Here is a 21,639-nt window from a genome sequence, read left to right on the forward strand (position 1 = left end):
TGCAACAGCCGCCCGAACGAACCGTCATCGACACGAATCTGCCAACGATAGTGCCACCGCCAAGTCTCTCACCGACTCCAATCTTAGTAGAGGAAGCACGCCCAAGCGAGCCGGCATCCCCGCAATCCCATGCGGTACCGGCTCCAAGTATTCCAAGTGGAGTTGATCAAGGTAAGCGGAAGATCGCTAAGCGCCATGGAGCAAAGATAGCGGCTAACCAGCCACCATTGGTGCTAACCCCGCCGGTCGCAAGTAATACAGCGCCAGTTGCGCCACTGACCAAATTGTCTTTCACGGACGTAGTGTCCGGCCAGCTTGTAAGAAGCCTTTTCAACCTGCGCTGATGTAGCGATTGATCACAGGATAACGATCGTTCGCATCCGTTCCCTTGAAGGCGGCGGTGCTCATGATATCAAGCGCTCTTCGAATCACAGGAGAGCGCAAGTGGCAAAGAAGACGAAGAACCGGCCAGCTCGTAAGCCATATACCGCATCAGACATCAAGGTGCTGAAGGCGCATTCGAAATCACGCACGCCGGTATCAAAGGTGTCGAAAGCAATGAAGCGTACGGTAGGCTCCTTGCGCCAGAAGGCATTGTCGCTCGGGATCGGTCTCGGACATCAGCGATAGCGACATCAAGGGTTACACGGTGGTGACATGTTGAGCTTGCGCAAAAGTGGGTCTAGCCCCTCAGAGCGGCAGCTTCTCACCTCGGCAACAACGTGATCCGGTTTGGCGGCCGGCGAGCGCTTATTCGCCTGCTTTGTGGGGCTAGGTTTTACCGCCTTGGCCTTCAGATCATGGGGATCATGCCAGTGCCGAGGAATGAATTCTGGCTGCGCTGGCCTAGTTGCTTCGCGTGCTGGTGCCTGAACCTCGAGTTGGGGCTCGGCTGGACGCGTGTCAACGACCTCTACCCTATCGGCGTTGGCTAGCGTTTCTTCGGGTCGGCCTATCTGAAGCCGATCGGACTTATTTGTCGCTACTGTAGGAAAAACAAGCTCTGGCAGAGGCGGCGGACTCGGCCTCTTTGCGAACGCCGCAATACCGGCGAGCCCCACCAGGCAAACTACTCCAAGTGCGACAGTCCTAATCACGTTGCCGCCCGATCCGGAGGAGGTCAACGAGCCTCGTGGGCGAATGAGCCCGGAGTAAGGCGGCGTTGATTGCTTGGGTAATGAGCTAAATGCTCATTGTCCGAATCCATTTGAGACCGACTTTGCCGAGGGAGCCGCGGTGTTGTGTTGAGAGTTAGCCTTATGAAGACTGACGCGCGCGCTTGCGCGTTTGATCCGATGCGGGACGATGAAAGATCAAACGCGGCCTCCGGCCAGGAAACGTCCTGAAACCGGTCCGCGGAGGCGATAGTAGGTCTCGGGCTGTCGACGGACGCGGCGGCATGGATCAGGCAGCAGATCGAGCAGGCGCCATCGTATGCAGAGGGACCGCCTTGGTCGCTCGGTGCGCTTGGGCGGGCGTCGTGACAAATCGGAGCGTACTGCAGCGGATCCGCAATACTGGTCGCGGTGACCAGCACGCGGCGATAGGTGCGAGGATCTGCATCGCCAACGCAATCACAACGATCGGAAGAACCCTATGCAGAGTCCGGCCCATTATCTGGAGGTCCGCCCACCATCTGCATGCCAAACTACCATTCGCCCAAAGTAACTGGAGTGACTTCCGCGGAGATTTCGCAGGTGTCGTAGCCGCGCTGGCGGACGCAGTGCCAAGCATCGTCATACGTTACTTCAGTCATCGAACATCGGGCGGTAAGGAACGCGCGGTCGCTGTGCTGATCCTGCGGGCTGTAGCTGATGAAGCCCGGCGACTCTTTCGGCACGTCCGGTATCTTCCAGTCCTGTATCCCTCGATAGAAGCCGACTTCTATTGGCAGGCCTTTGGCGGCGCCCGCATCGGAAATGATCAGATTGGTCGTGTGCCCGAGAATGCCTTTCATGCGGAATAGCGCGCCGCCTTCCGCTCGAAGGGTTTGAACCCAAACGCCGGGCACCACCAATGAGCGAGGTAAAGTTGGCGCCCACGGTGTGCGACTACTCTGCGAGCGATGATCCGCTGCACGTTCTTGCTCTCATACTAGAGACAAATAGTGCTCCGTTGTGTCGGTGATTTCCCTCGCTACGATTTTGTACGCTGGTCTAACCAGGCGCGCCATCAGCACCGAGGTACTAGATATTGATTCCCTCATTTTTTGGGCACATCGGAGGGAATTAGTTTCACTAAGTCATTGAAATGGTGGGCGCACAAGGGATCGAACCTTGGACCTCTCCCGTGTGAACCACAATCCGTAGATCCTAGCCAACCAAATCCAGCCATAGTTTGAATGTAAAAACTCCTTTAGTTGACGACGGTTATGGCCATATGTGGCCATAAGAGCCCACAGGTGACCTTACTACATTTTGTATGCCCCCGTTGTGCCCGCCGTCGATTTTCCCTTGGGGCACAAAAAACGGGGAGGTCTAAGACCCGGTTCTGTTTGGGTCTGTGGATCCCTCCTGCGCGGGCACACAACCCGGAGAAGGTCTGAGGGCCGGTTCTGTTCGAGGGCTGACCGCCTTCTTGCGGGGCACACCGGGCACAGAGAGAGGGAATGAATCATGACGGAGCCGGCCAACCAGCTGACACTCACTGATACGGTGATCCGCAACGCAACGTTGCCGCCCGGTAAGTCGCAGCATTATCTTCACGACGACAAGCTGCCCGGCTTGGCCTTGCGCATGCGCGCCACCGGCGGCCGGACCTGGGTCTACCTCTTCACCAAGCCAGGGGTGAGAGGGACCCAGCGCAAGACCCTCGGCGCGTGGCCCAAATATAGTGAGAAGGCCGCGCGCAAGGCCGCCACCATCGCCGCAGGCGAGGTCGTCAAGGGCTTGGACCCGAACGACCCGAAGCGCGAGGCGAGGCGGCAACAAGCAGCCGAGAAGCAGCGCACCACGCTCGCAGCCCTCATTGTTGAAGATGGTCCCTACCAGATGTCCTTGACCGAACGTCAAGTTGTCAACTGGAAGCCAGCAATGTCGGCGCTGCGGCGCGGGCTCAAGGATCACGCCGAGACCGGCGTGGGGGACCTAACGCGACGGCAGATCATGGCTGCGGTGGACAAGATTGCCAAGACCGGCAAGCACGGTGCAGCCAAGGACTTGCGCAAGCACGTGCATACCTTTCTCGAATGGTGTATCGGCGAGGGCTATGTCGAGCACAACGTGCTCGCCGGCTATCGCGCGCCCAAGGAAACCCGGGCGCAAAGGGTCGGACGCCGAACGAAGGGGCGCGCTCTGACCGATGAGGAAATCATCAAGGTCTGGGATGCATCAGGCAAGCTCGGGGCTTTCGGTCTCCTGGCACGCATGTGCCTGCTCGGCGGCCCGCGCCGCAGCGAGCCTACCATGATCGAGTGGCGAAAGCACATCATGGACGATCGGATCACCTTCGATGCGGCGTGGACCAAGATGGGGCTGCACCACGATGTGCCGCGCACTCACCTGGTTGACGAGGTCCTCACGGCCGCGAAACATTTCCAGCGAGCAACCTCCGACTATGTCTTCCCATCACCAAAGACCGGCGGTCAGATGTCCGGCTTCACCAAGATGGTCAACCGTCTGGTCAAGGAAGCGAGCGTCGCCAAGTTCACCATGCATGACTTAAGGCGCAGCTTGCGCACCATCATGTCACGCTGTGGCTACGACAACGAAATCCAGCGGCTGTGTGTTGGGCAAAAGCCTAGCGGAATCGATCAGGTCTACAATCACGACGAACAGTGGATCATCCGCAAGATGGCGTTCGAAGCGGCTCACGACTACATTGCGGAGTTGATTGGCGCGAAACGGGTCGGCAAAATCGTGCGCCTTCAGCGGACGAATCCGCTTGACCCAATCAAGGCCGAGCTCCTCGGCCGCCTCCGTGAGCATTATGCGGCTGAGGCGTCTTAGGTAGTGGTCTTGTCGCACTTGGCCAGATAGTCGCGCACCGCGTCGACACGATAGAGCGGCCGGCCATCGACGTAGCGCCATTTCAGCGAATGGTTCGGATCCCGCCGCCACTGCTCCAGCGCACCGGGCGTGCGCCGGATAACGGCAGCCGCCTCCAATGCCGTCAAATTAGAGCTGCCCGGAAGCGTATCGATATCGAACGGCGCGGGCGGCGGCATGCCACGGTTCTTGCGACGGCGCTTCGTGGCCCGCGGCGTTTCCGTGCGATCTGGCGACCCCAACGCCTCGATCCGAGTCCTTTCGTCCTTGCCCATGCCTCCGCACCGAACCTCGATCGGTTTTGGGCAATACGATCGCAAGTCTCTCCAGCAAAAAAGAAATCTAGAGCGCAGGTGTGGCTGCTGGATACCGTGGCGTACGAATCGGACGAACGGCGGGTGGTCTCGTCGCACACCGACCCGCGCAGATCAAGCGAATGGGCGGCATCAAGCTTGCACATGAGGCCGCCGGCCGAGAACGCGCAACAGCGCTTGGCAATTCGCCGAGCGATACCTACATGATCGCAATTGACCGTTTCGCACCGGCTTCGGGTGCGGGTGATATTTTCAGGGGGATACCGAATAGCCATGGGTACTTGGAATAGTGGCCGCGCGACCAAACGGATCGACGCGAAGATCGATTCGTTGCCTCTCAAGGATATCGAGATCAAGGAATACGTCCGCGAAACCGACCTGTCGGGGTTGTCAGGCAACACGGCGTACCGCGTCGATGGCGTCCACCTGTATGCCGATATCCTGAACCTGAAGGACATTTTGAACGTCACAACGGTCGAGGGAGAGACCTGCCATAAGCGCACGCTCCGCTTCCTGAACATGCACTATCGCGCGGCGCACCGTATCATCGGCGCCGTCGAATCGATATTCGTCGACTTCCACAATCAGCGGCTTCACACCGTTTTCACTAAGCCATACGACGACGAGGCGAAGCGCGTTCATCGTGCCGTGGCGACCGCACAGTTGATCATCAACGTCCTGGCGCGCACCGGCGAGGACGCCGATCATCCTGCGGCCAAGGTCCGGGTCGGTATCGACACGGGCAAGGCGCTCGCAGTCAACAACGGAAGGAGAGGTCACCGCGAGCCGCTCTTTCTCGGACGGCCGGCCAACCATGCCGCCAAGCGCGCGGGCGGCGGTTCCGCGCAGGGCATCTTCTTGACCAACGAAGCGCGGAAGGCGATCGGCCTTGCCGAAGCGCAGGATGTCGACAAGACGCCGCTGAACGCCGAAGAAATCGCGAAGAGCGAGCAGGCCGCCCGCCTCGACGTGACGGTCGACGGTATCGTCAAGGACTGGGCTGAGGATCTGAAGAACAATCCCATCGGTGATTTCGTATTTTCAGGCCATACGCCTCCATTCTCCACCCTGGATATCGAGACTCTGTCGGTGAAGAATTCGCGGCGGCAGGATGCCGCCTCGATCTACGGCGACCTGGATGGCTTCACTGTCTATGTCGGAGCCAACATGGGAACCGACGCGGGCGCGAAACATGTCGTGCGCGCGCTGCACGTCCTGCGATCGGAACTGGATGCAGTGCTGCACGAGGACTTCGAGGGCCGAAAGATTAGATTCATCGGGGATTGCATTCACGGCGTGTTGGCCGAAGGGACCGCGCAGACGACCGACGCGGTTGAGACCATCAGCAGCATGACCTTATGCGCGGCCGCGATGCGGAGCAGCTTCAAGATCGCGCTGAAGCGTCTCAAGGACATGGGAACCGACGCTTCCAGCCTCGGGCTTCAGATTGGCTTCGAGTACGGGCCGATCACGGTGACGCGCCTCGGCATGAAGGGCGGGCTCGTCCGTTGTGCTGTCAGTCGCGGAATCCTGAACTCCGAGCAGGAGCAGGGCCGCTGCAAGGGCAATCAAACCGCCATAGGGGCGAACGCCTACTCGAAATCGAGTCACGGTGTGCATGCGCTCTTCGGCGACATGCGCATTCGCGGCGACCTGGACTACGAAACGGCGCTCAACGGGATGGCCGGAAAGAACGACACGGTCGCGCGCGCCGTCAAGACCGCTGCGGGAGCAAGCCTTCTGAAGCCGGCATCGTCGCCCGCCGCGCCGCTAAGCTTCCCCGACCGGCCGGCAGGTCCGACGAAGCCGGGCGGCTTTGCGTGAGCTGGTATCTAACGGACGTCGCTCGGTTCCGCGCGGAGCGGCAAGGAATCGAAATTCTCGCTCAGGAGGTCGACTGGTTCGCCGTAACGGCCTGGCGGCTGGACGCTCGCCTTCGTCTAGTACTCGACGCCGAGATCGGAGCCGGAGGCCGGGTTTACCCGATCTACCTCCAATATCCGGACATGTTTCCGCATACCCCGCCGTCGGTGTTTCCGCGCGGGGATACCGCCAGATGGTCGGAGCATCAATTCGGTGCCGGAGGCGAGCTCTGCCTTGAATACGGTCCGGACACATGGACCGCCAACAACACCGGCAGAGATCTGATAGAGAGTTGTCATAAGCTCCTCGTGACCGAGAATCCGGGAGGTGACGAGTTAGGCGACGCGCCCTCGCGTCACGTCGTAAGCCTCGGACAAGGCCTCCGCATCCGATATAGCCGATATCTTCTGACGCGCACCTTTCGCGCCCTGCTTAGCGAGCTTCCCTTGCGCGCTTCGCTCGAAGCCAACCTTGTGTCCCTCTATCACAAGGAATCCGTCGTCCATGTGGTCGACAAGGTGACGCTGGCCGACGGCACGCAATGGACGGATCCCACCGTCCCGTCGCAGTTGGGGCCCGAATACACCGAACGCCGCGTGCCGATATGCCGATGGGATGAGACCGATACGCCGCCTACGACGGAAAGCCTGGACGAGTTCGACAGCGGGTTTGCTGCCGTCGGAAACACGCTCGAAGCAAGGTATGGTTTCATCGTGCACGGCTCCGAGCTGTCGGTCTTTTTCCTCGACAGAAAAAAGCGCTCGGTCGTGGATGTCGCCGTCATATCGCCTCCGCCCGAAGCGACGCGTCTCGACGCCGCTCATTCGGTGCTCGCGGCAAAGAAGGTCGCGATCATCGGGTGCGGGTCGCTCGGCAGCAAGGCGGCGACCATGCTCGCGAGATCCGGTGTCGGCGGTTTCGTGCTCGTCGATGACGATATTCTGCTTCCCGATAACCTGGTCCGGAACGACCTCGATTGGCGGGACGCCGGAGTGCACAAGGTGCCAGCGCTCGCTCGACGTCTGCAGTTCGTGAACCCGTCGATTGACGTCTTGCAATGGCGCGTGCCTCTTGGCGGGCAGGAGGCCAACGAGAGTGCCGATGCCATGTTGAAACGAATATCTGAATGCGACCTCATGCTGGATGGGACGGCGGATCCCAATGTGCTGAATCTGCTCTCGGCAGTGGCCGCGTCCGCGAAGAAGCCCGTAATCTGGGCGGAAGTATTCGGCGGCGGGTTCGGCGGCCTGATCGCCAGGTATCGACCGGGGATCGAGCCACCACCGTCATTCATGCGGCGCGCCATCGAGAACTGGTTCGGCGAAAGGGGATCGTTGCCGAGAAGATCGCATCGGCCATACGAAGCGATTGGCACCGGCATTGACGTACCCATGACCGCCGACGACGCGGACGTTTCCGTGATCGCGGCCCACGCTGCCCGGTTCGCCATCGATCTGTTGGTGGATCGTGGCCCGTCTCTATTTCCCAACTCGGTCTATGCGATCGGCCTTGGCGCGGATTCGGTGTTTTCTCAGCCGTTCGACACCTATCCGATCGATGTCGGTCCGCCGCCGCCGGAGCCTGAAGTCGTCGAGCTGTCGGACCAGGAAAAGGTCACGGAGATCGCCACGTTGCTTGAGTTGCTGAAGGACAAGATCGGTGGAACTGATCCTACCGCGCAAGATAACTGACCTTCTGCGCCGCGAGCTGCGGGGGCGACGCAACGAGATCGGCGGCGTGATCGTCGCCGAGCACGTGGGCGGCGAGACTTTCCGGATAGTCGAACTTTCGGTGCAGAGGTCGGGCGGTACGACGATGCATTTCATCCGGGATCCGAAGCAGAGCAAAGCTTTCTTATCGGATTTCTTTGCTAGAACGGGCGGCAACTATCGTCGCTTCAACTATATCGGAGAGTGGCATTCGCATCCGACGTTCGAGCCCGTGCCCAGCCGAAACGATATCCAGGCGATGTACCAGATCGTCGAAGATCCAGAAGTAGGCGCGAACTTTGCCGTCCTCATCATTGTGCGGTTGTTTTTTCGCAGATCATTGAAGATGTCGGCGACGTTGTTCCGGGCCGGTCTACCTCCGGAGCGTGTCGTGGTCTTGCTCGAACGGAAAACACCGGGATTGCTTTCCCGCCTGCGAAGTCTATTCAAAAAGTGAACGTCCTTGCGCTCCGCATCTTGACGATCCGGCGGAGCTGATCGCACGCCGGCTTTAGCCCATCGACAAAGATTGGAATCGTCTCCTGAAATGGATGACGGTGAATGCCTGAAGACGGGATCTACCTTACCTTGGGATGGACCAGGATCGACCGATGTCTGGTCAGCTTTCCCATCAACAGCCCGAGCTCGAACATGACATTGTCCTGGATCCACCGCTTCGACCGCCGTGCATGTCGAGCTTCTGTTCAGAGTGAGTGCCGACGCGCAACGCGGTTCCAGCCGGGATCGTCTCCCAAGTGGAGAAGTGTATACGCCGCGTCGTAGCGCTCGCTTTTGAATGAGAGTTCGCGCGCCGGCTCGTCAAACCAGACGCCGGTCGGGTGATCGACACCGGACCGGGCCTCCGGCGTGAACAGTTCCCGACCGGCCGCCGATGCCGGCGGTAGCTCCACCGGGCCACGGCTGGTGCGGATGAAGGCCCCGGTCGTCAACGCCCGCTCGCTCGACCACGACCACTTGACGAAACCGTCTACGGAGACGACGAGCAGAGCTCTTCGTTCCGTATAGCGGAGCCACTGAAGGATGGCAGCGACCAGCGACACATCATACCGCTCGGCGCAATCCCCCAACACGTCAAAGTCCGGCTTGCCGGTCGGAGGCACCTGCCGCCTGAAATCGTCGAGAGGCATCAGAAGCCAGGAGGCAAACTCGTTGGCTTCTCTTTCGATTTGCAGCCTGGTCCGTCCGTCGATGCCGGCTTCGCTGGAGTGGATCCCGTCAGGGTACTTCTTCCGGTGCAGGAGGTAGTGGCCGAATTCGTGAGCGATGGTGAACCTGCGACGGCCCCTTGACTGGCCGGCGCCGTACACGATCCCCCACCTGGTCCTCGACGCGGACGGCACTAATGCGCCTGCGAATCCATCGAGCTCTTCTTTACCGACCTTGGTGATGGGATCTTCCGGGAAAAGGGAGCACGACGTCTCCATGGCGAGCGCACTGATGTCGAAACGGTATCGATCAGGCGGGTTCGCCAGATTCAGCATCTGGTTGAAATGGCTCGCCCAACGCCGAGGTCCCCAACCCTCGAAGTCCATGAGCGGCCTATTCGTCCAGGGCCTTGGCCAGCTTGCGGAGCCGGGCGCGCGCTTCCGGCGACATCGCCTGGTACTCGCGGAAGAAGGCCTTGTCCTCCGCCGATTCGAGATTTTCGCTGCCCAGCAAGTAGTCGACGGTCACGTCAAGGGCCCTTGCTAACCCGGCCAATTTCTCCCCGGACGGGCGGGGCAACTCCCGGTTCTCGAGCTCCCATAAATAGGATTTGCTCAAGCCGGCTCGGTCGGCGAGCTGGTCCAAGGTCAATTTCGCCTTTTTTCTCAGCGCCTTAATGCGATCGCGGATGGTGTCAGCCACGCAATTCGCCCTTACTTGTTCGGTATAGCAGCATATCCCGTCCTTGACTCGCGGCAACAGGTTCCTATGTTCGGAGTAGCAGTATTTCAGATGGTGCGGAAGCGAATCAGCCGACGGGCTCGTCTGCCCGCCGGGAATGGTAAATCAAGCATGGTCTTTGCCGCTAATGTCGATCGAGTGCTCGAGCGGTTTCTCAAGCAGCATTGTCCGAGGCCGGACCTAATTCGGGCAGCGATCTTGCGCGAGCCAATCTGCCGGGTGGACGACTATAACCCCGACCACATGATCTGCCGCCGCGGGGATCGGGTGAGTGGCTGCTGGCTGGTTCTCAGTGGTCAGGTCGAAGTCCGGGCCCACGATCAGAGCGTCACCTTCCGTGGCGAAGGCGAGATGTTCGGCGAGCAGGGTCTGTTGCATGTCCTTGCCGGAAAGAACGGCGCCCGGACTGCCGACGTCAAGGCCATCGGCCCGGTCCGGCTGTTCTTCATCGATGCCGCCTTTCAGGAGCGATTGACCGATCCCGAGAAAACCATCTGGGTTCTGACGCTTGCCGACGTCGTCAACATGAAGTTGGCGCAGGCGACTCAGGGACGTTCGGAGCTGCGCATCTCGGTCGCCGAACAGGAACATCTTCTGCGTCGGTTCTCCGACGATGACGCGCTTGGCCTCGTTAAGGTCGCTGCGGCTGGACAGACTCCGCGGATCCAGCCCCGAAAGGCGATCGTGTTCTTCAGCGACATCGCCAACTTCAGCGTCTGGTCAACCGGCAAGGACTCCGGTGAAGTCGCATCTCACCTTCATCGACTCTGTTCCCTCCAGATCGATCTGATCCGAAAGGCTGGCGGGCAGATCGACAAGCTCATGGGCGACGGCGTGATGGCCTATTGGTTCATCGACACCGCTGAACGCGAGCGCGTCGAGCCCGCCGCCGTCATCCGATGCGCGACGACGATCGCCGAAGAGGTCGGGCGCTACGTCACGGACAATGGCCTCGATATCGGAATCCGCATCGGCTTGCACGCCGGAGATGTCGCGTTCGGCGACTTTGGGGCCGAGCAGAGGATCGCCGTGACCGTGCTCGGCGCGACCGTCAACACGGCGGCCAGATACGAACAGGCGAAGTCACCTGATCTGGGTCAGGTCCGCGTTAGCCCGGTTCTTCGGGAACTTGCCGTCGAAGCGGGCATCGCCCCTGAAACGTTCCGGGGTCCTGTGAAAGCGAACGTGAAGCATGGCGTCGAGCTCGACGTCTATTCGTGCTGAGGAGGCTATCTCATGTCGTGGAATGCGGACCGGGCTAAGACGAGGATCCGGGAGCATCTGAAGACCGTGCCGGCCGTCGACAGCAACATCGCGCTCGATTCCGCGCGAGACCAGACCACGGTCCGCAAGAGCGGCCTGATCGGTCGTCTTCCGATCCGCCAGGCCTTCCTCGTCGAGGGCGTTCACCTCTACGGCCAGTTGCTGGACTTCGACGGTCTTGTCGCTGAGGGCGGCTCCGAAACGGAGGGCTCGCATCGCAGGCTCTTGCGATTCCTCAATATGCACTATCGTGTCTGGGACGCCGTCGTGGATAACGATGACGGCGACCGGGTCGACTATCACGGCGCCCGGCTCCACGCCGTTATCACGTCGCCGGCCGGAGACGCTGCGGCGCAGATCACCCGAGCTGTCGCTCTCGCGGGCAAGCTCTCGGAAGCCGCCGAACGGCTCGGCCAAGCGCATGGCTTTCCGTCCCGCATCCGCTTTGGAATCGATCATGGCAGGTGCCTGGCCATGACGACCGGCCGCTCGCACGAGAAGGATACACTATTCCTCGGACGTCCTGCCAATCATGCGGCAAAGCTCGCCGCCGCCGAAGACGAAGCGGGCATCTTCCTGACCGAGACCGCGCAGCAGCGGGCGCGGCCAGGCGCCGTCCGCAAGTCCGCCGGCCGGATGGTGCTCGACGAGACCTACATCCGCGACGCGGTGGGGAGCTTCGCGTTCGACAGCCTCGAGCGCAGGGTCGATGAGGTCGCTCAGGACGCCGTCGAGCCGATCTTTCGCTTCAAGCGACCGGAGCTGCCGCTCGCCAGCGTCAAATTCGCGGATCTCTCGCCGGCGAACTCCGTGCGCATGGGCATGGCGTCGATCTTCGCCGACATCGACGGCTTCACCGACTTCGTTGATCGGGCCATCGAGGGCGGCGCGGTCGAAATCACAAAGGCAGTGAGGACGGTCCATGTCATCCGCGAGGAGCTCAACTCGGTCCTGAACGACGACTTCGGCGGTAAGCGCGTGAGATTCGTGGGTGACTGCATCCAGGGCTGCGTGGCGCAAGGCGAGCGGACCGACGACGGTCCCGGCTCCGTGCGACAGGCCGTGATTTGCGCCAACGGCATGCGATCGTCGTTCGACCTTTGCCTCGACGCGGTGGATTCCGATGCGGCGATCGGCCTGGCTATCGGCGTGGAATATGGTCCGACGCCGATGACCCGGCTGGGATATCGCGGCGACGACAGCGTCCGGTGCGCAGCCAGCCGGGCCACGATCAATGCCGAGCGGACGCAACAGAGCATCGAGGGCAGCGGAATCCGGCTGGGCGTCATCGCCCAGCAGGTTGCCGACGCCGCGGTCCGACGGATCATCGCGACGGGACGATTAATGTCGTTCGACACCGCTTCGGATCTTCTCGGCGCTTCTCAGTCTCCGGCCGTCCAGATCATGCGCAGCGAGCCGGCCGCTCGGTCGCACGCTGCGCGTTCGAAGCGCTGATCGATCGGTTGGCGCCGGTGGCCCTCGACGCGATCGCCGACACTGTTCCGCCTTGGGCCGAATTCCGCCGGATCGGCACTCGCGCAGCCGAAGTGGACGCCGTCCTCGTGCGAAGCAGCGGGGCTTTCACCCGGTTGTTCGAGCTGGAAGTCCTGCATCTCGCTGCTGAGGTGACGGTGTACGAACGGGTCAGAGGCAAAACTCTGCCAACGTTTTGTCCTGAGCGCCACATCAACGCTGACGGTTCGTTCTGCCTAGGTCTTCGGGCCGGCCAGGGGATCAACTCGGCGACCGCGGCGACCTGGTGGACGAAGCTTCACGCGTTCCTGCTTTGCCAAGAGACCGCTGCGGAGGCCGGACTTTGGCCTTCCGGCGCCCAGCTCTCCCATGGCGATGCGGGCGATATCGAGCTCCTCGCCGAGCAAGCGGCGGCCGAAACCGGCGCCAGTGCCGCCTATCGCGACGCCGTTGAGTTCGGTATCGGCCCGATCGCGGCGGGACTTTCCAGGATCAACAAGGCGACCGGACGCTTGCGGAACGGTCGGAGTCCCTGCCTTTGCGGCCGCAAGCACCGGACCGGCAAACCGCTCCTCCGACGGGAGTGCCAGTGCCTCGGATGCCCGATAGAACTCGAGTTCGAACGACGCGCAGCGGTCGACCGCTTCTGGCGCTCGATGTCCAGTTTGCAATGTTGCGGCACCATGCTCGAATGCCCGCTAAAAGCAATTGCCCGGTCGAGCTAAGCGCGCTTAGCTCGGCAGTGATCTGCGTGACCTTCCGATAACTGTAGGAGGGCGCCTTAGCCGTGGGCAACGCCGCCAATGGTCTGGCCCTCTCTCCAGAACCTGTATTGGCAGTCGATCCATATGCGGCTCGCGCTTAAGCGAGGCGCTTACTGCGTAGCGCGAAATAACGGTAGGTGACTTCTAAACCACTTATCATCAACTTTTACCTCTTGTTCTTCTTATAATTATTACCGGCGGCGGCGTCGCTGGTGGGCCCGGCGCGACGGGATATCGACGGTTCGTTAATTTTGCTGCGTTTTCGTTCTTTTTCGTTGGCGTTTGTTGTCCTTATCCAATCGTTACTGCTGCGGTCGCGGGAGTCCAAAACCTGCTCGTCGTCTTGATGCAAGCAATCGCCACCTCTCCGAGTTGGTCGCGTGCGGTTTTTGTGCACGAACGTTCTACGATTTTTTACGATCCGTTCTCCCGACGTTGTCTTCAGTTGCATTCTCTCCCGCGCCTTCTCGCACTGTCTGACGCCAGTTATTGCTGGCGTGACCGCGAGGCATCGCGCCTGCGCCATCGCACGATGACCTCCTGTCCGGACGACGGGGCTACGAGACCTTCACCGTTTTGATAAAAGCGACGCGGCTGATGCTAGAAAGGAAGTCGAGTTCGCGTTTGCTGACGCCAGCGGGGAATAAATCAGCCTGAATCGCTTCAAAGAGCTTGTCGATCACCGGATGTTTTCGGCCCAGCTCGATCAACTGTCCGCCCAAGGTGCGCAATCCAGCAACCAGCGGGTAAATAAAACCATAGGCAAGAGACGCCAGCGAGATTCCCGTATCCAGATTGTCCAGGGATATGAGACCGGCGGGACGGCCATGACGGCGAAGGGCCGCATTCAAGTTGCGGATTTCGTCGGCCCGTTGTTCTTCGGTCATGTCCGCAAGCCGGCTAAACAGCGCCCGGCCTCGGTTACGCATGACCGGTCGATCAGTTGCGGCAAGTATTTCCTCAATGGGAATCTCAGGATCAAACTCGAATAACCGCCGTTGACGGCCTGGTCGATCGTGGGAGATGGGTCGATGGGCTCTCCGTCGGCCCACATGCGCTCATTCCAGGATTCGCACAGGAGCCGGTCCGCCGTCCGGATCAGAGCTTCGCCCTTGGCCCGGGCCTCCGCCGACTGCGCCGCCAGGATGGTCGTCGTCGCCCGGGCCCGGCCGAGTTCCTTCTGCAGCGCCTTGCGGTCGCCTCAGAAAGCGGGGTGGGATGGTGCTTCGGCGCCATCCGGTCGCCGTCAATCGAACGACGGCCAGCAGCCGTCTTCCTCATGGCGCCCAGTCCGGTTCGTGCACGTGTCGTCCAGCAGACGCTGGCCGACGTCCCGCCAGACCGCCTCCGGACCGTACAGCCGGACTGCATCCATCTTCTGCATCTCGACGGTCCTGCTGCAGCGCCGGCATGACAACCTCAGTAAGTGCTGAGGAATTTGGCTTAGCCGCTGCAGACGTCCGGACGTCTTGGGAGGCGGATGGCCGCCGTCGGCCCCCGCGTCGTCCAGGAGCGCCTGCCAGTATTCGGGCGGCAGGTCGCCGTCCGGAGCCAGGGAACGCGCCGGCGGCGCGCTCCTGGCGACGGCATGGGCCATCTTCTCCATTTGGGCCTGGCTCGGCATGCGCCAGCTCGCAGGGCGATCGGTCATTTCCTGATTAGAACATATCAAGAACATGAGAGTCGAGTATGGGCGGATGTTTTTCCCGAGACTGTTGTTGACGGGAACAGCGCTATCGCCCATCTATGATGCTGTAGAGCCAAGCGAATTTCAGAAAGTCCATTTGCCGAAAATGTTGTCGATTCCCGAATAAGTTGTAGAACTTGCTCGGTAATCGGTGACAGGGAGCGTCTTCGGAATGCTTTTACTTCATTTGTCGGACATTCACTTCCGCCACCCCGTCTGCAATTCCGAAAGCGATCCAGACCGACCGTTTCGGACGAGGCTGATCCAGGATGCCCGGGAGCGGGTAAAGACGCTGGGCCCCGTTGAAGCGATCCTGGTCGGCGGCGACATCGCCTTCGCTGGCAAGCCCGAGGAGTACCAGGCGGCTCTGAAGTGGCTGTTCGAACTGGCGGACGCTTGCGGCTGCGATCATTCGCGGATCTACGTCATCCCCGGCAACCACGATGTGGACCAGGACATCATTAAGAAGGATGTCTCAGTGCAGAACGCGCAGCGCGCGATCATGATTGCCGCCAACAAGGAGCGAGAGCTGCTGCGGCAGCTGCAGCACGCGGAAACTGGACCGGCGCTCCTGAGGCCGATCAGAGCCTACAACGATTTCGCGGGCCGCTTCTCGGCCGCAATCTTCGCGCCCGAGCGCGTCTTCTGGAAGGCTGACCTGCCGCTTGCGGAGGGGGTGACGCTACGCATCCACGGCCTGAACTCGACCATCCTGTCGGGGTCGCATATGCCCGAGGGGCGGAACGACGTTGAGCGAGACCTCTACGTCGAGCCGCGCCAGACGGCGCTCGATCCGGTCGACAATGTCGTGAATCTCGTGATGTGCCATCATCCCCCGGACTGGCTGACCGACGCAGACCGTTTCACCGACGACGTCAAGAACCGGGCGTCCGTGCACCTGTTCGGCCACAAGCACCGCCAGCGGATCGACCGCGACCCGAACTACGTGACGTTCTCGGCCGGCGCGGTGAATCCGGATCGGCAGGAGAAGGGCTGGAGTCCGGGCTACAACTTGATCAGGCTCGCCGTGAAGGCGGAGACCGCCGGAGAGCCGAAGCTGGCGGTCGAGGCGTACTTGCTGGAGTGGCAGATGAGCCCGGAAGGATTCCGGCCGATTCTCGATTACGGAAAGGACGTCCATTTGTGGGATGTTCGGCTCCGGAATATCCATCCTGTTCCGCCTGCTGCGGCGGTGGCGGCGGCACCCCCCGTCGCGAACCGGCCGTCGGATGGCATGGAGGCCGTCATGTCCGAAGATCGCGCCCGGAGCATCGTACTTCGCTTCTGGAATCTCGATATGAGCGACAGGCGCGACATCTCGCGTAAACTGAAGCTGATCGAGCCCGCCGAGGCGAATCTGCCGCTCGCCGAACGGTTCGGTAGGGCCTTGTTGAGGGCTGGCGAGCGCCGCCAGCTCGATGAATTGGATCGGGAGATCCAGAAGAGGGAGAAGCGCTGATGGCCGAGGCGACCGTTCCACCGATGAGGGACGAGTTCCCGCGCTGGTATCGCGCGGTCGACCTCGCCGAGAATCGCACGAAGCTGGAAGCGAGATGGAAGGGCGTTTGGTCGCTGGCGAAGGCCGCCGATCGCACCGCCGTCGAGACCATGCTTGCCGTACTGCTGAAGACCAAGTCGCGACCGAATGACCAGGCCTTGGCATCCTTGCGCGGTCACTTCAAGGCCGCCGACGACCTGTTCGAGATGTCCGGAAACGATCGCGAACTCGAGGTTCTGAGCGGAGCCGCTTTGGCGACCGTTCTCGACAGCACGACAGACATCGCGGCCTGGGCGGCGCTGTCGACCTTGACCGCGCTCTTCGCCGGCGCGCGGCGGACCGACTTCCCCCACGACTTCGCGGGGGCATCCGAGGCGACCATCGCGAGGATTTCGGACGCTCGCCGGAAGCGGCCGGACATTGGGCGGTTGAACAAGGTCGGGGACTTCAGTCTGGAAGCGGACCTTGTCGAGAAGATCAAAAGGGACGGCGTGACGCCGGACCACATGGTCGCGGCAGTGAACGCCATCGCCGGCCAGGCGCAAGCGGTTGCGCGCGACATCGCGGCGAAGGCCAACGATACCATCAACGCGCTTCACTGGAACGTCGTGATCCAGGATGAGGAACTGCAGTTGCTCTGGTGGCTTTACGGCGCGCGCAGCAAGTCGCTCGATATTCCCTTCGCCGACGTGCCGCCGGACGCGCAACCGATCGTCTTCGCGACCGAGGTCGCCAACTCGGTCCGATTCATTCCGGGGCCGGAGTCGGCGAAGCCGATCCTTTCGCGGGCCGGTCTGAAGGAACGCAGGAAGTCCGGTATTGCCGCAGCGATCAACGCGGTCGATATCGAGCTGCTTCGTAGCCTCGTCGACGGGGTCGCGCCGGCGCCTGTCGTCCGCCCACTCCATTTCGCCGTTCTCCGCAAACTCGAGGCTGGCGACGATACGTCCTGGGTCGCAAATTGGTCGGCCGTGACCGGTATCGAAGCCGACGCGAGCCTGCCGGGCGTCGAGCTCGGCAATCTCTTCTATCGCGAGCGGCTCGGCCTGAAGTTCGGGGGCTAGGCGTTGGCAGAGACCGCAGCAATCCAATGCGCGAATCCCGCGTGCAAGGTGAAGACCGACGGCCGTTGCGTCGAGGGATTAGAGAAGAACGCCTGCCCGTACTACGGTAAGCCGCTCGCAGCCACGGCGACGGCTGGGGATACGCCGGCTGAACGACACGGAATCGTTCTTCCGTCCGGAGATCTTCTGGACCAGGAAAAGGCGTCGCAGCTGCTGCGTAGGGGCGATTCTCGCGTCATCGCGGTCGTCGCGCCCAAGGAAGCCGGCAAGACGACGCTGATCGCCTCCATCTTCGAGCTATTCCTTCGCGGCCCGATTGGTCCGTTCGAGTTCGCCGGATCGCGCACGATGTACGCGTTCGAGCGGGCGAGCCATCCCTCGCGCAGCGTTTCCCGCAACGCTCGGCCGGAGACGGAGCGCACGCTGCTGACCACGGTCAAGTTCTACCATGCGGCGTTGTGTCGGCCCGGCGGAGCCACGCTTGATCTCGTCGTCGCGGACCGGAACGGCGAAGATTACGGCGCCGCCCCCGACGATACGGGCGTGGTGCGGGAATTCGTCGAGATTCATCGGGCCGATACGATCACATTCCTGGTCGACGGCCGGCAACTGGTGGATCCCGTGACGCGGAGCAGGGTCGGGGCCGACATCCTCGCGATCGCGCAGGCGCTGGTCGACGGCGGCGGAGTCATGGGACGACCGCGTGTCGCCATCGTTCTCACCAAGTTCGACGATATCGCGCGGTCCGCCGACAAGGGGCGTTCGCGCCGCGATTTCGAGAAGATCGTCGAGAAATTCCATGCGCTGCACGCGAGCCTCTTCGGAGAGATCCGGTCATTCGAGGTCGCGGCATGTCCTTCGGACGTTTCGTTGCCGCTTGGGCACGGCGTCGCCGATCTGTTGGCCTATTGGGAAGCGCCGGTTGCGCTGGTAGTTCCGAAGGCTGCTTCTCACGTGTCGTCGTCGACGAGGTTCATGAATCGATTGCAGGGGGCGCCCGAATGATCGAAACCCCTCGAGGATCGGTCGTCATCTGCGGCCTGCCGGCGTCCGGAAAGACGACGTTCCTGGCTGCGTTGTGGTACGTCGTGTTCGACAGGCGTGATCCTAACGCACGCTTGAGTTTCGAGACACTGACCGGGCTTGACCACTCGCATCTGAATGCGATCATGCGCCGCTGGCTCGAGGCCAAGGAGCAGATACACACCGAAGTCGCGTCGGGTAAGATCGTCTCGATGAACCTCAGGGACGGTGCGGCACGCAAGGTCCGGATGACGTTCCCCGATCTCTCCGGAGAGTCGTTCCAGGAGATCTGGGAGACCAGGGAGTGCGATCAGCGGTTGGCAGAGCTTCTGCGCGATTGCGATGGCATCATGATGTTCGTCAATGCCGACAAGATCAAACGCCCGATCGGCGTGGCCGAGACGACGCAGCAGGCCGCGGGACTGAAGGGTGGTGCGGCAGCGGCCGGCACGCCGGCGAAGCCCAAGGAATGGCACCCCAAGGATGCTCCGACGGCCGTGAAACTGGTGGAGATGCTGCAGATGTTTCGCTGCGGCGCCTTGAACGCTCCGGCGACCCGTCTCGCCCTGATCCTTTCGGCATGGGACACGGTCGAGCCCGAGAACGTCACGCCCGAACAGTATCTGGCGAGCGAGTTGCCGCTGCTCGATCAATATCTGCGTAACGGTCCCGATCGCTGGGACGTGCGTGTCTACGGCCTCAGCGCGCAGGGCGGGTCGTTCGAATCCGAGGAGATCAAGGACGACGAGGAGCGCAACGAGAAGGTCGCCGAGATCCGGGCTCTCGAGGACGCGTCGGATCGTATCAGGCTGATGAAGCCCGAGCTATCGAAGGATCTTACGGAGCCGATCGCATGGCTCACGGAGTAGGCGGCCGCGTACCGCTGCAGCAGACGCTCCACGGTTATTCGGAAGGCCATCGCCTGCTGGCGTCGTCCATCGACCTGCCGTCCCGGGATGCGAAGACGTTGCTGATGATGAGCGACGCGTCGGGACCGGCGGCGACCATCGGTGCGGAGGGTTATCTCACCGGCTTTCCGCTGGTCGAGAGCGGACACTACGCGCTGGCCCGCACGTGGCCCGCGCCTGAGTTGCCGCGGCCCGGCTGCGTATGGACGCACACGATCCTCATCGATTTCAGCGACATCCCCTCGCTATCGAGCGCAGGCGGCCTGTTGGATCTCTTCCGACGACCGAGGGGCGACGAGAATTCCTATCGAAGCCCGATCGATCACTCGTCGTCCGATAGGTCGGATGGTTTCGGCGTGCCCGGTGATCTCGCGAAGCGGATCCTGTCGGGCATCTATGGCGAACCCGCCAGGCCGATCGTTTCCGCGGCCTCCGACGGCCCGACGCGGGATGCCTTGGTTCTGGCGATCTGGGCACAGCAATGGCCGCGCCTCAGACGTGCGTTCCGGTTTTGCACGCTGTCGTTCGCCGACAGGTCCTCCGCGAACGCGACGTTCGATCTGCAGTTCCTGCCGGCTTCCGGACGGGTGAGACCGACGCAGTTCAAGGGAGCCGTCGACGCCGACCGTCGCGACTTCGTCGCGAACGATTGGCTGGAAGACGCGGTGTCCGACCTTGCGCAAGGGGCCCACGGGAGCCTGCGCAACTTCCTGCGCGCGGCGGGCAGCGACGTTGGTGGCCGCGAATCGTTCGAGCCTCTGGCGGCGCTGCACGCGCTTTCGCTGCAGTTCGACTCCGACCCGACCGCGGTCGAACGCGCGATTGCGCTGTTGGAGCGGACGATGGCGACCGATCAGGGGCACGCGGCGCGTTCGTCGATCGTCAGGGCTGCTGCGGCTGCGGCCGACCGGATCGGAGCCGAAGGCCAAGAGTTCGTCGTGCGCAACTTCGCCCTCATCGACGCGACCGAAGCCCCCGCCGCCGCCGAACGCGTCGGCAGCGCGATTTGGCGCCGTGATCCGAAGACGCTGTTCGACATCCGATCCGACCCGTCGAAGAGTGCGATCGCCGAGCGCGCGATCGCGGCCTTGCCGCCGGCGTCGCTGATCGAGGGCGTGTCTTCGACGCCGACTCATCTGTTCGAATTGCTGGAAGCGAGACCCGACCTTGCGACCGAGCCAGCGTTCTGGTCGCTCCAAGGCGCCTCTGGATCGGACGTGCTCCGGCTCGTCGGAAGTTCTTCCGACCGGGCCGACGACACGATCGAAGCCATGATCGTGTCTGGCGGATCGCTGGCACGGGCGGCTCAGACGGTCTTTGGAAGCGATCGGGTCTTGCGGAGACTGCTTGCGCGCTCGGGCGATCTAGCCGCCGATGGCGGAAATCGATCGGAGTGGCTTTCGGCGGTCGCGTCGGATTCGGATGCGGTCGCGCGCGTTCTCGTCGAGGAGTGGCTCGACGACGCGCAGACGCTCGAAGCGATCGCTCGCGCGGTATCGCCGGACTCGGTCCCGAACGCCTACGGAGACGATCCGTGGCTCGTCGCCATCAGGCGTCGATCCGCGCCTCTGGAGAATGCATATCTGGCGTCGTTTCTGCTGATCCGCGCCCTCGGTCGGCGCACGTTGCAGAGCGTCGACCTGGTCCAGGCGACGTTCGACATCGTCTACGACGCGGCTGAGAAGCGGACGTTGCCGGACGATGCCTGGAGAATCCTCGATCGCCGGCTCGACCGATCTTACTGGTGGGAGGACTGGGACAAGTGCGTCCGGATCCGACATACCGTCGTCAGCATGTACCTCGACCGCGGGATCGATGCGCTCGCTTTCGTGAGGATTACTGAACGTGATGACTTCTTCGTAGCCCTGATCGGCGCATTGTCCGAGAAGTACGGAAGCCAGCGATACCTGAAGTGGATGAGGAATCGCATGGGAGACGTGGGTATCGGCGGCGAACGGCTTCGGGTCGTCAAGCACGCGATCTGGTTCTGATACCGCCACTAGATCCGAGGCAGCAAAATGCGCCTCAGTTCGCTCTGGTGCGTTTTGACGAGGCGGTCGCAGACTCGGTCATCGGAAAAAATCCGCTACCTTTGGAAAGTCGGCTGCATCGAACTCCAAAGGTTTCGTTCAGGAAGAGTCGAATGGTATACCGTCGGGATAGCCGTCGGCGGGCCGGC

19 protein-coding genes and 2 pseudogenes are annotated in these 21,639 nt (G+C 61.9%); 13 read left to right on the plus strand and 8 right to left on the minus strand.

Features of this window, described 5'->3' with window-relative positions:
* The first annotated feature begins 444 nt into the window (after window positions 1-444).
* Window positions 445-630, plus strand: a complete 186-nt coding sequence (locus RAD10_RS06770) for a hypothetical protein (RefSeq protein WP_461616833.1) — start codon at window positions 445-447, stop codon at window positions 628-630.
* A 1,018-nt stretch (window positions 631-1,648) separates the two neighbouring features.
* Here the strand turns inward: RAD10_RS06770 and RAD10_RS06775 are convergent.
* Window positions 1,649-1,957, minus strand: coding sequence for a hypothetical protein (locus RAD10_RS06775; RefSeq protein WP_461616834.1), 309 nt, complete (start codon window positions 1,955-1,957; stop codon window positions 1,649-1,651).
* Window positions 1,958-2,615: 658 nt separating this feature from the next.
* Here RAD10_RS06775 and RAD10_RS06780 point away from each other — a divergent pair.
* Window positions 2,616-3,947, plus strand: coding sequence for a tyrosine-type recombinase/integrase (locus tag RAD10_RS06780; RefSeq protein ID WP_461616835.1), 1,332 nt, complete (start codon window positions 2,616-2,618; stop codon window positions 3,945-3,947).
* Here the strand turns inward: RAD10_RS06780 and RAD10_RS06785 are convergent.
* A complete protein-coding gene (locus tag RAD10_RS06785) occupies window positions 3,944-4,261 on the minus strand; it encodes a hypothetical protein (RefSeq protein ID WP_270162910.1) in 318 nt (105 codons plus the stop codon). The genes RAD10_RS06780 and RAD10_RS06785 overlap by 4 nt on opposite strands.
* Window positions 4,262-4,513: 252 nt before the next feature.
* Here RAD10_RS06785 and RAD10_RS06790 point away from each other — a divergent pair, with 252 nt between their 5' ends.
* The 3 genes from RAD10_RS06790 to RAD10_RS06800 are packed head-to-tail and all read left to right on the plus strand — an operon-like array spanning window position 4,514 to window position 8,329.
* On the plus strand, window positions 4,514-6,124 hold the full coding sequence (locus RAD10_RS06790; protein ID WP_461616836.1) for a nucleotidyl cyclase domain-containing protein: 1,611 nt from the start codon (window positions 4,514-4,516) through the stop codon (window positions 6,122-6,124).
* Complete coding sequence (locus RAD10_RS06795; protein WP_270162908.1) at window positions 6,121-7,854, plus strand: ThiF family adenylyltransferase; 1,734 nt, start codon at window positions 6,121-6,123, stop codon at window positions 7,852-7,854. Before RAD10_RS06790 ends, RAD10_RS06795 begins: the two co-directional genes overlap by 4 nt.
* Window positions 7,823-8,329: a Mov34/MPN/PAD-1 family protein gene (locus tag RAD10_RS06800; RefSeq protein ID WP_270162907.1), complete on the plus strand. Its 507-nt coding sequence runs from the start codon at window positions 7,823-7,825 to the stop codon at window positions 8,327-8,329. Before RAD10_RS06795 ends, RAD10_RS06800 begins: the two co-directional genes overlap by 32 nt.
* A 121-nt stretch (window positions 8,330-8,450) precedes the next feature.
* On the opposite strand, the pseudogene RAD10_RS06805 reads toward RAD10_RS06800, so the two are convergent.
* From RAD10_RS06805 to RAD10_RS06815, 3 genes and pseudogenes are all read right to left on the minus strand, one after another.
* Window positions 8,451-8,543, minus strand: a pseudogene (locus RAD10_RS06805) (TIR domain-containing protein); the annotation flags it as partial.
* A 33-nt stretch (window positions 8,544-8,576) separates the two neighbouring features.
* The gene (locus RAD10_RS06810; protein ID WP_270162906.1) at window positions 8,577-9,425 is read right to left on the minus strand and encodes an ImmA/IrrE family metallo-endopeptidase; all 849 of its coding nucleotides are present in this window, start codon (window positions 9,423-9,425) and stop codon (window positions 8,577-8,579) included.
* A 7-nt stretch (window positions 9,426-9,432) separates the two neighbouring features.
* The gene (locus tag RAD10_RS06815; RefSeq protein WP_259235314.1) at window positions 9,433-9,741 is read right to left on the minus strand and encodes a helix-turn-helix domain-containing protein; all 309 of its coding nucleotides are present in this window, start codon (window positions 9,739-9,741) and stop codon (window positions 9,433-9,435) included.
* A 150-nt stretch (window positions 9,742-9,891) separates the two neighbouring features.
* On the opposite strand from RAD10_RS06815, the gene RAD10_RS06820 reads away from it, so the two are divergent.
* From RAD10_RS06820 to RAD10_RS06830, 3 genes are read left to right on the plus strand one after another with little or no spacing between them, the layout of a single operon-like run.
* Window positions 9,892-11,004, plus strand: coding sequence for a cyclic nucleotide-binding domain-containing protein (locus tag RAD10_RS06820; RefSeq protein ID WP_270162905.1), 1,113 nt, complete (start codon window positions 9,892-9,894; stop codon window positions 11,002-11,004).
* A 12-nt stretch (window positions 11,005-11,016) separates the two neighbouring features.
* Complete coding sequence (locus RAD10_RS06825; protein ID WP_270162904.1) at window positions 11,017-12,498, plus strand: adenylate/guanylate cyclase domain-containing protein; 1,482 nt, start codon at window positions 11,017-11,019, stop codon at window positions 12,496-12,498.
* Between the two features lie 17 nt (window positions 12,499-12,515).
* Window positions 12,516-13,241: an E2 domain-containing protein gene (locus RAD10_RS06830; protein ID WP_461616837.1), complete on the plus strand. Its 726-nt coding sequence runs from the start codon at window positions 12,516-12,518 to the stop codon at window positions 13,239-13,241.
* A 596-nt stretch (window positions 13,242-13,837) separates the two neighbouring features.
* Here RAD10_RS06830 and RAD10_RS06835 read toward each other — a convergent pair.
* The 3 genes and pseudogenes from RAD10_RS06835 to RAD10_RS06845 all read right to left on the minus strand — a co-directional run bounded on the left by RAD10_RS06835 (window position 13,838) and on the right by RAD10_RS06845 (window position 14,904).
* Window positions 13,838-14,167 (minus strand): hypothetical protein, encoded by a 330-nt coding sequence (locus RAD10_RS06835; protein ID WP_270162902.1) that lies wholly within the window; start codon window positions 14,165-14,167, stop codon window positions 13,838-13,840.
* Between the two features lie 101 nt (window positions 14,168-14,268).
* Window positions 14,269-14,516: pseudogene (locus tag RAD10_RS06840) on the minus strand (hypothetical protein); the annotation flags it as partial.
* Window positions 14,517-14,526: 10 nt separating this feature from the next.
* On the minus strand, window positions 14,527-14,904 hold the full coding sequence (locus tag RAD10_RS06845) for a hypothetical protein (RefSeq protein WP_270162901.1): 378 nt from the start codon (window positions 14,902-14,904) through the stop codon (window positions 14,527-14,529).
* 235 nt (window positions 14,905-15,139) lie between these two features.
* On the opposite strand from RAD10_RS06845, the gene RAD10_RS06850 reads away from it, so the two are divergent.
* The 5 genes from RAD10_RS06850 to RAD10_RS06870 are packed head-to-tail and all read left to right on the plus strand — an operon-like array spanning window position 15,140 to window position 21,451.
* Window positions 15,140-16,426 (plus strand): metallophosphoesterase, encoded by a 1,287-nt coding sequence (locus RAD10_RS06850; RefSeq protein ID WP_461616838.1) that lies wholly within the window; start codon window positions 15,140-15,142, stop codon window positions 16,424-16,426.
* Window positions 16,426-17,529 (plus strand): GTPase-associated system all-helical protein GASH, encoded by a 1,104-nt coding sequence (locus RAD10_RS06855; protein ID WP_270162899.1) that lies wholly within the window; start codon window positions 16,426-16,428, stop codon window positions 17,527-17,529. The genes RAD10_RS06850 and RAD10_RS06855 overlap by 1 nt, the downstream gene beginning before the upstream one ends.
* Before the next feature lie 48 nt (window positions 17,530-17,577).
* A complete protein-coding gene (locus RAD10_RS06860) occupies window positions 17,578-18,534 on the plus strand; it encodes a TRAFAC clade GTPase domain-containing protein (RefSeq protein WP_461616839.1) in 957 nt (318 codons plus the stop codon).
* Window positions 18,531-19,421 (plus strand): TRAFAC clade GTPase domain-containing protein, encoded by an 891-nt coding sequence (locus tag RAD10_RS06865; protein WP_270162897.1) that lies wholly within the window; start codon window positions 18,531-18,533, stop codon window positions 19,419-19,421. The genes RAD10_RS06860 and RAD10_RS06865 overlap by 4 nt, the downstream gene beginning before the upstream one ends.
* Window positions 19,406-21,451: a GAP1-N1 domain-containing protein gene (locus RAD10_RS06870; RefSeq protein ID WP_270162896.1), complete on the plus strand. Its 2,046-nt coding sequence runs from the start codon at window positions 19,406-19,408 to the stop codon at window positions 21,449-21,451. Before RAD10_RS06865 ends, RAD10_RS06870 begins: the two co-directional genes overlap by 16 nt.
* Window positions 21,452-21,639 lie beyond the last annotated feature (188 nt).

The organism is Bradyrhizobium sp. 23AC, from assembly GCF_054863025.1.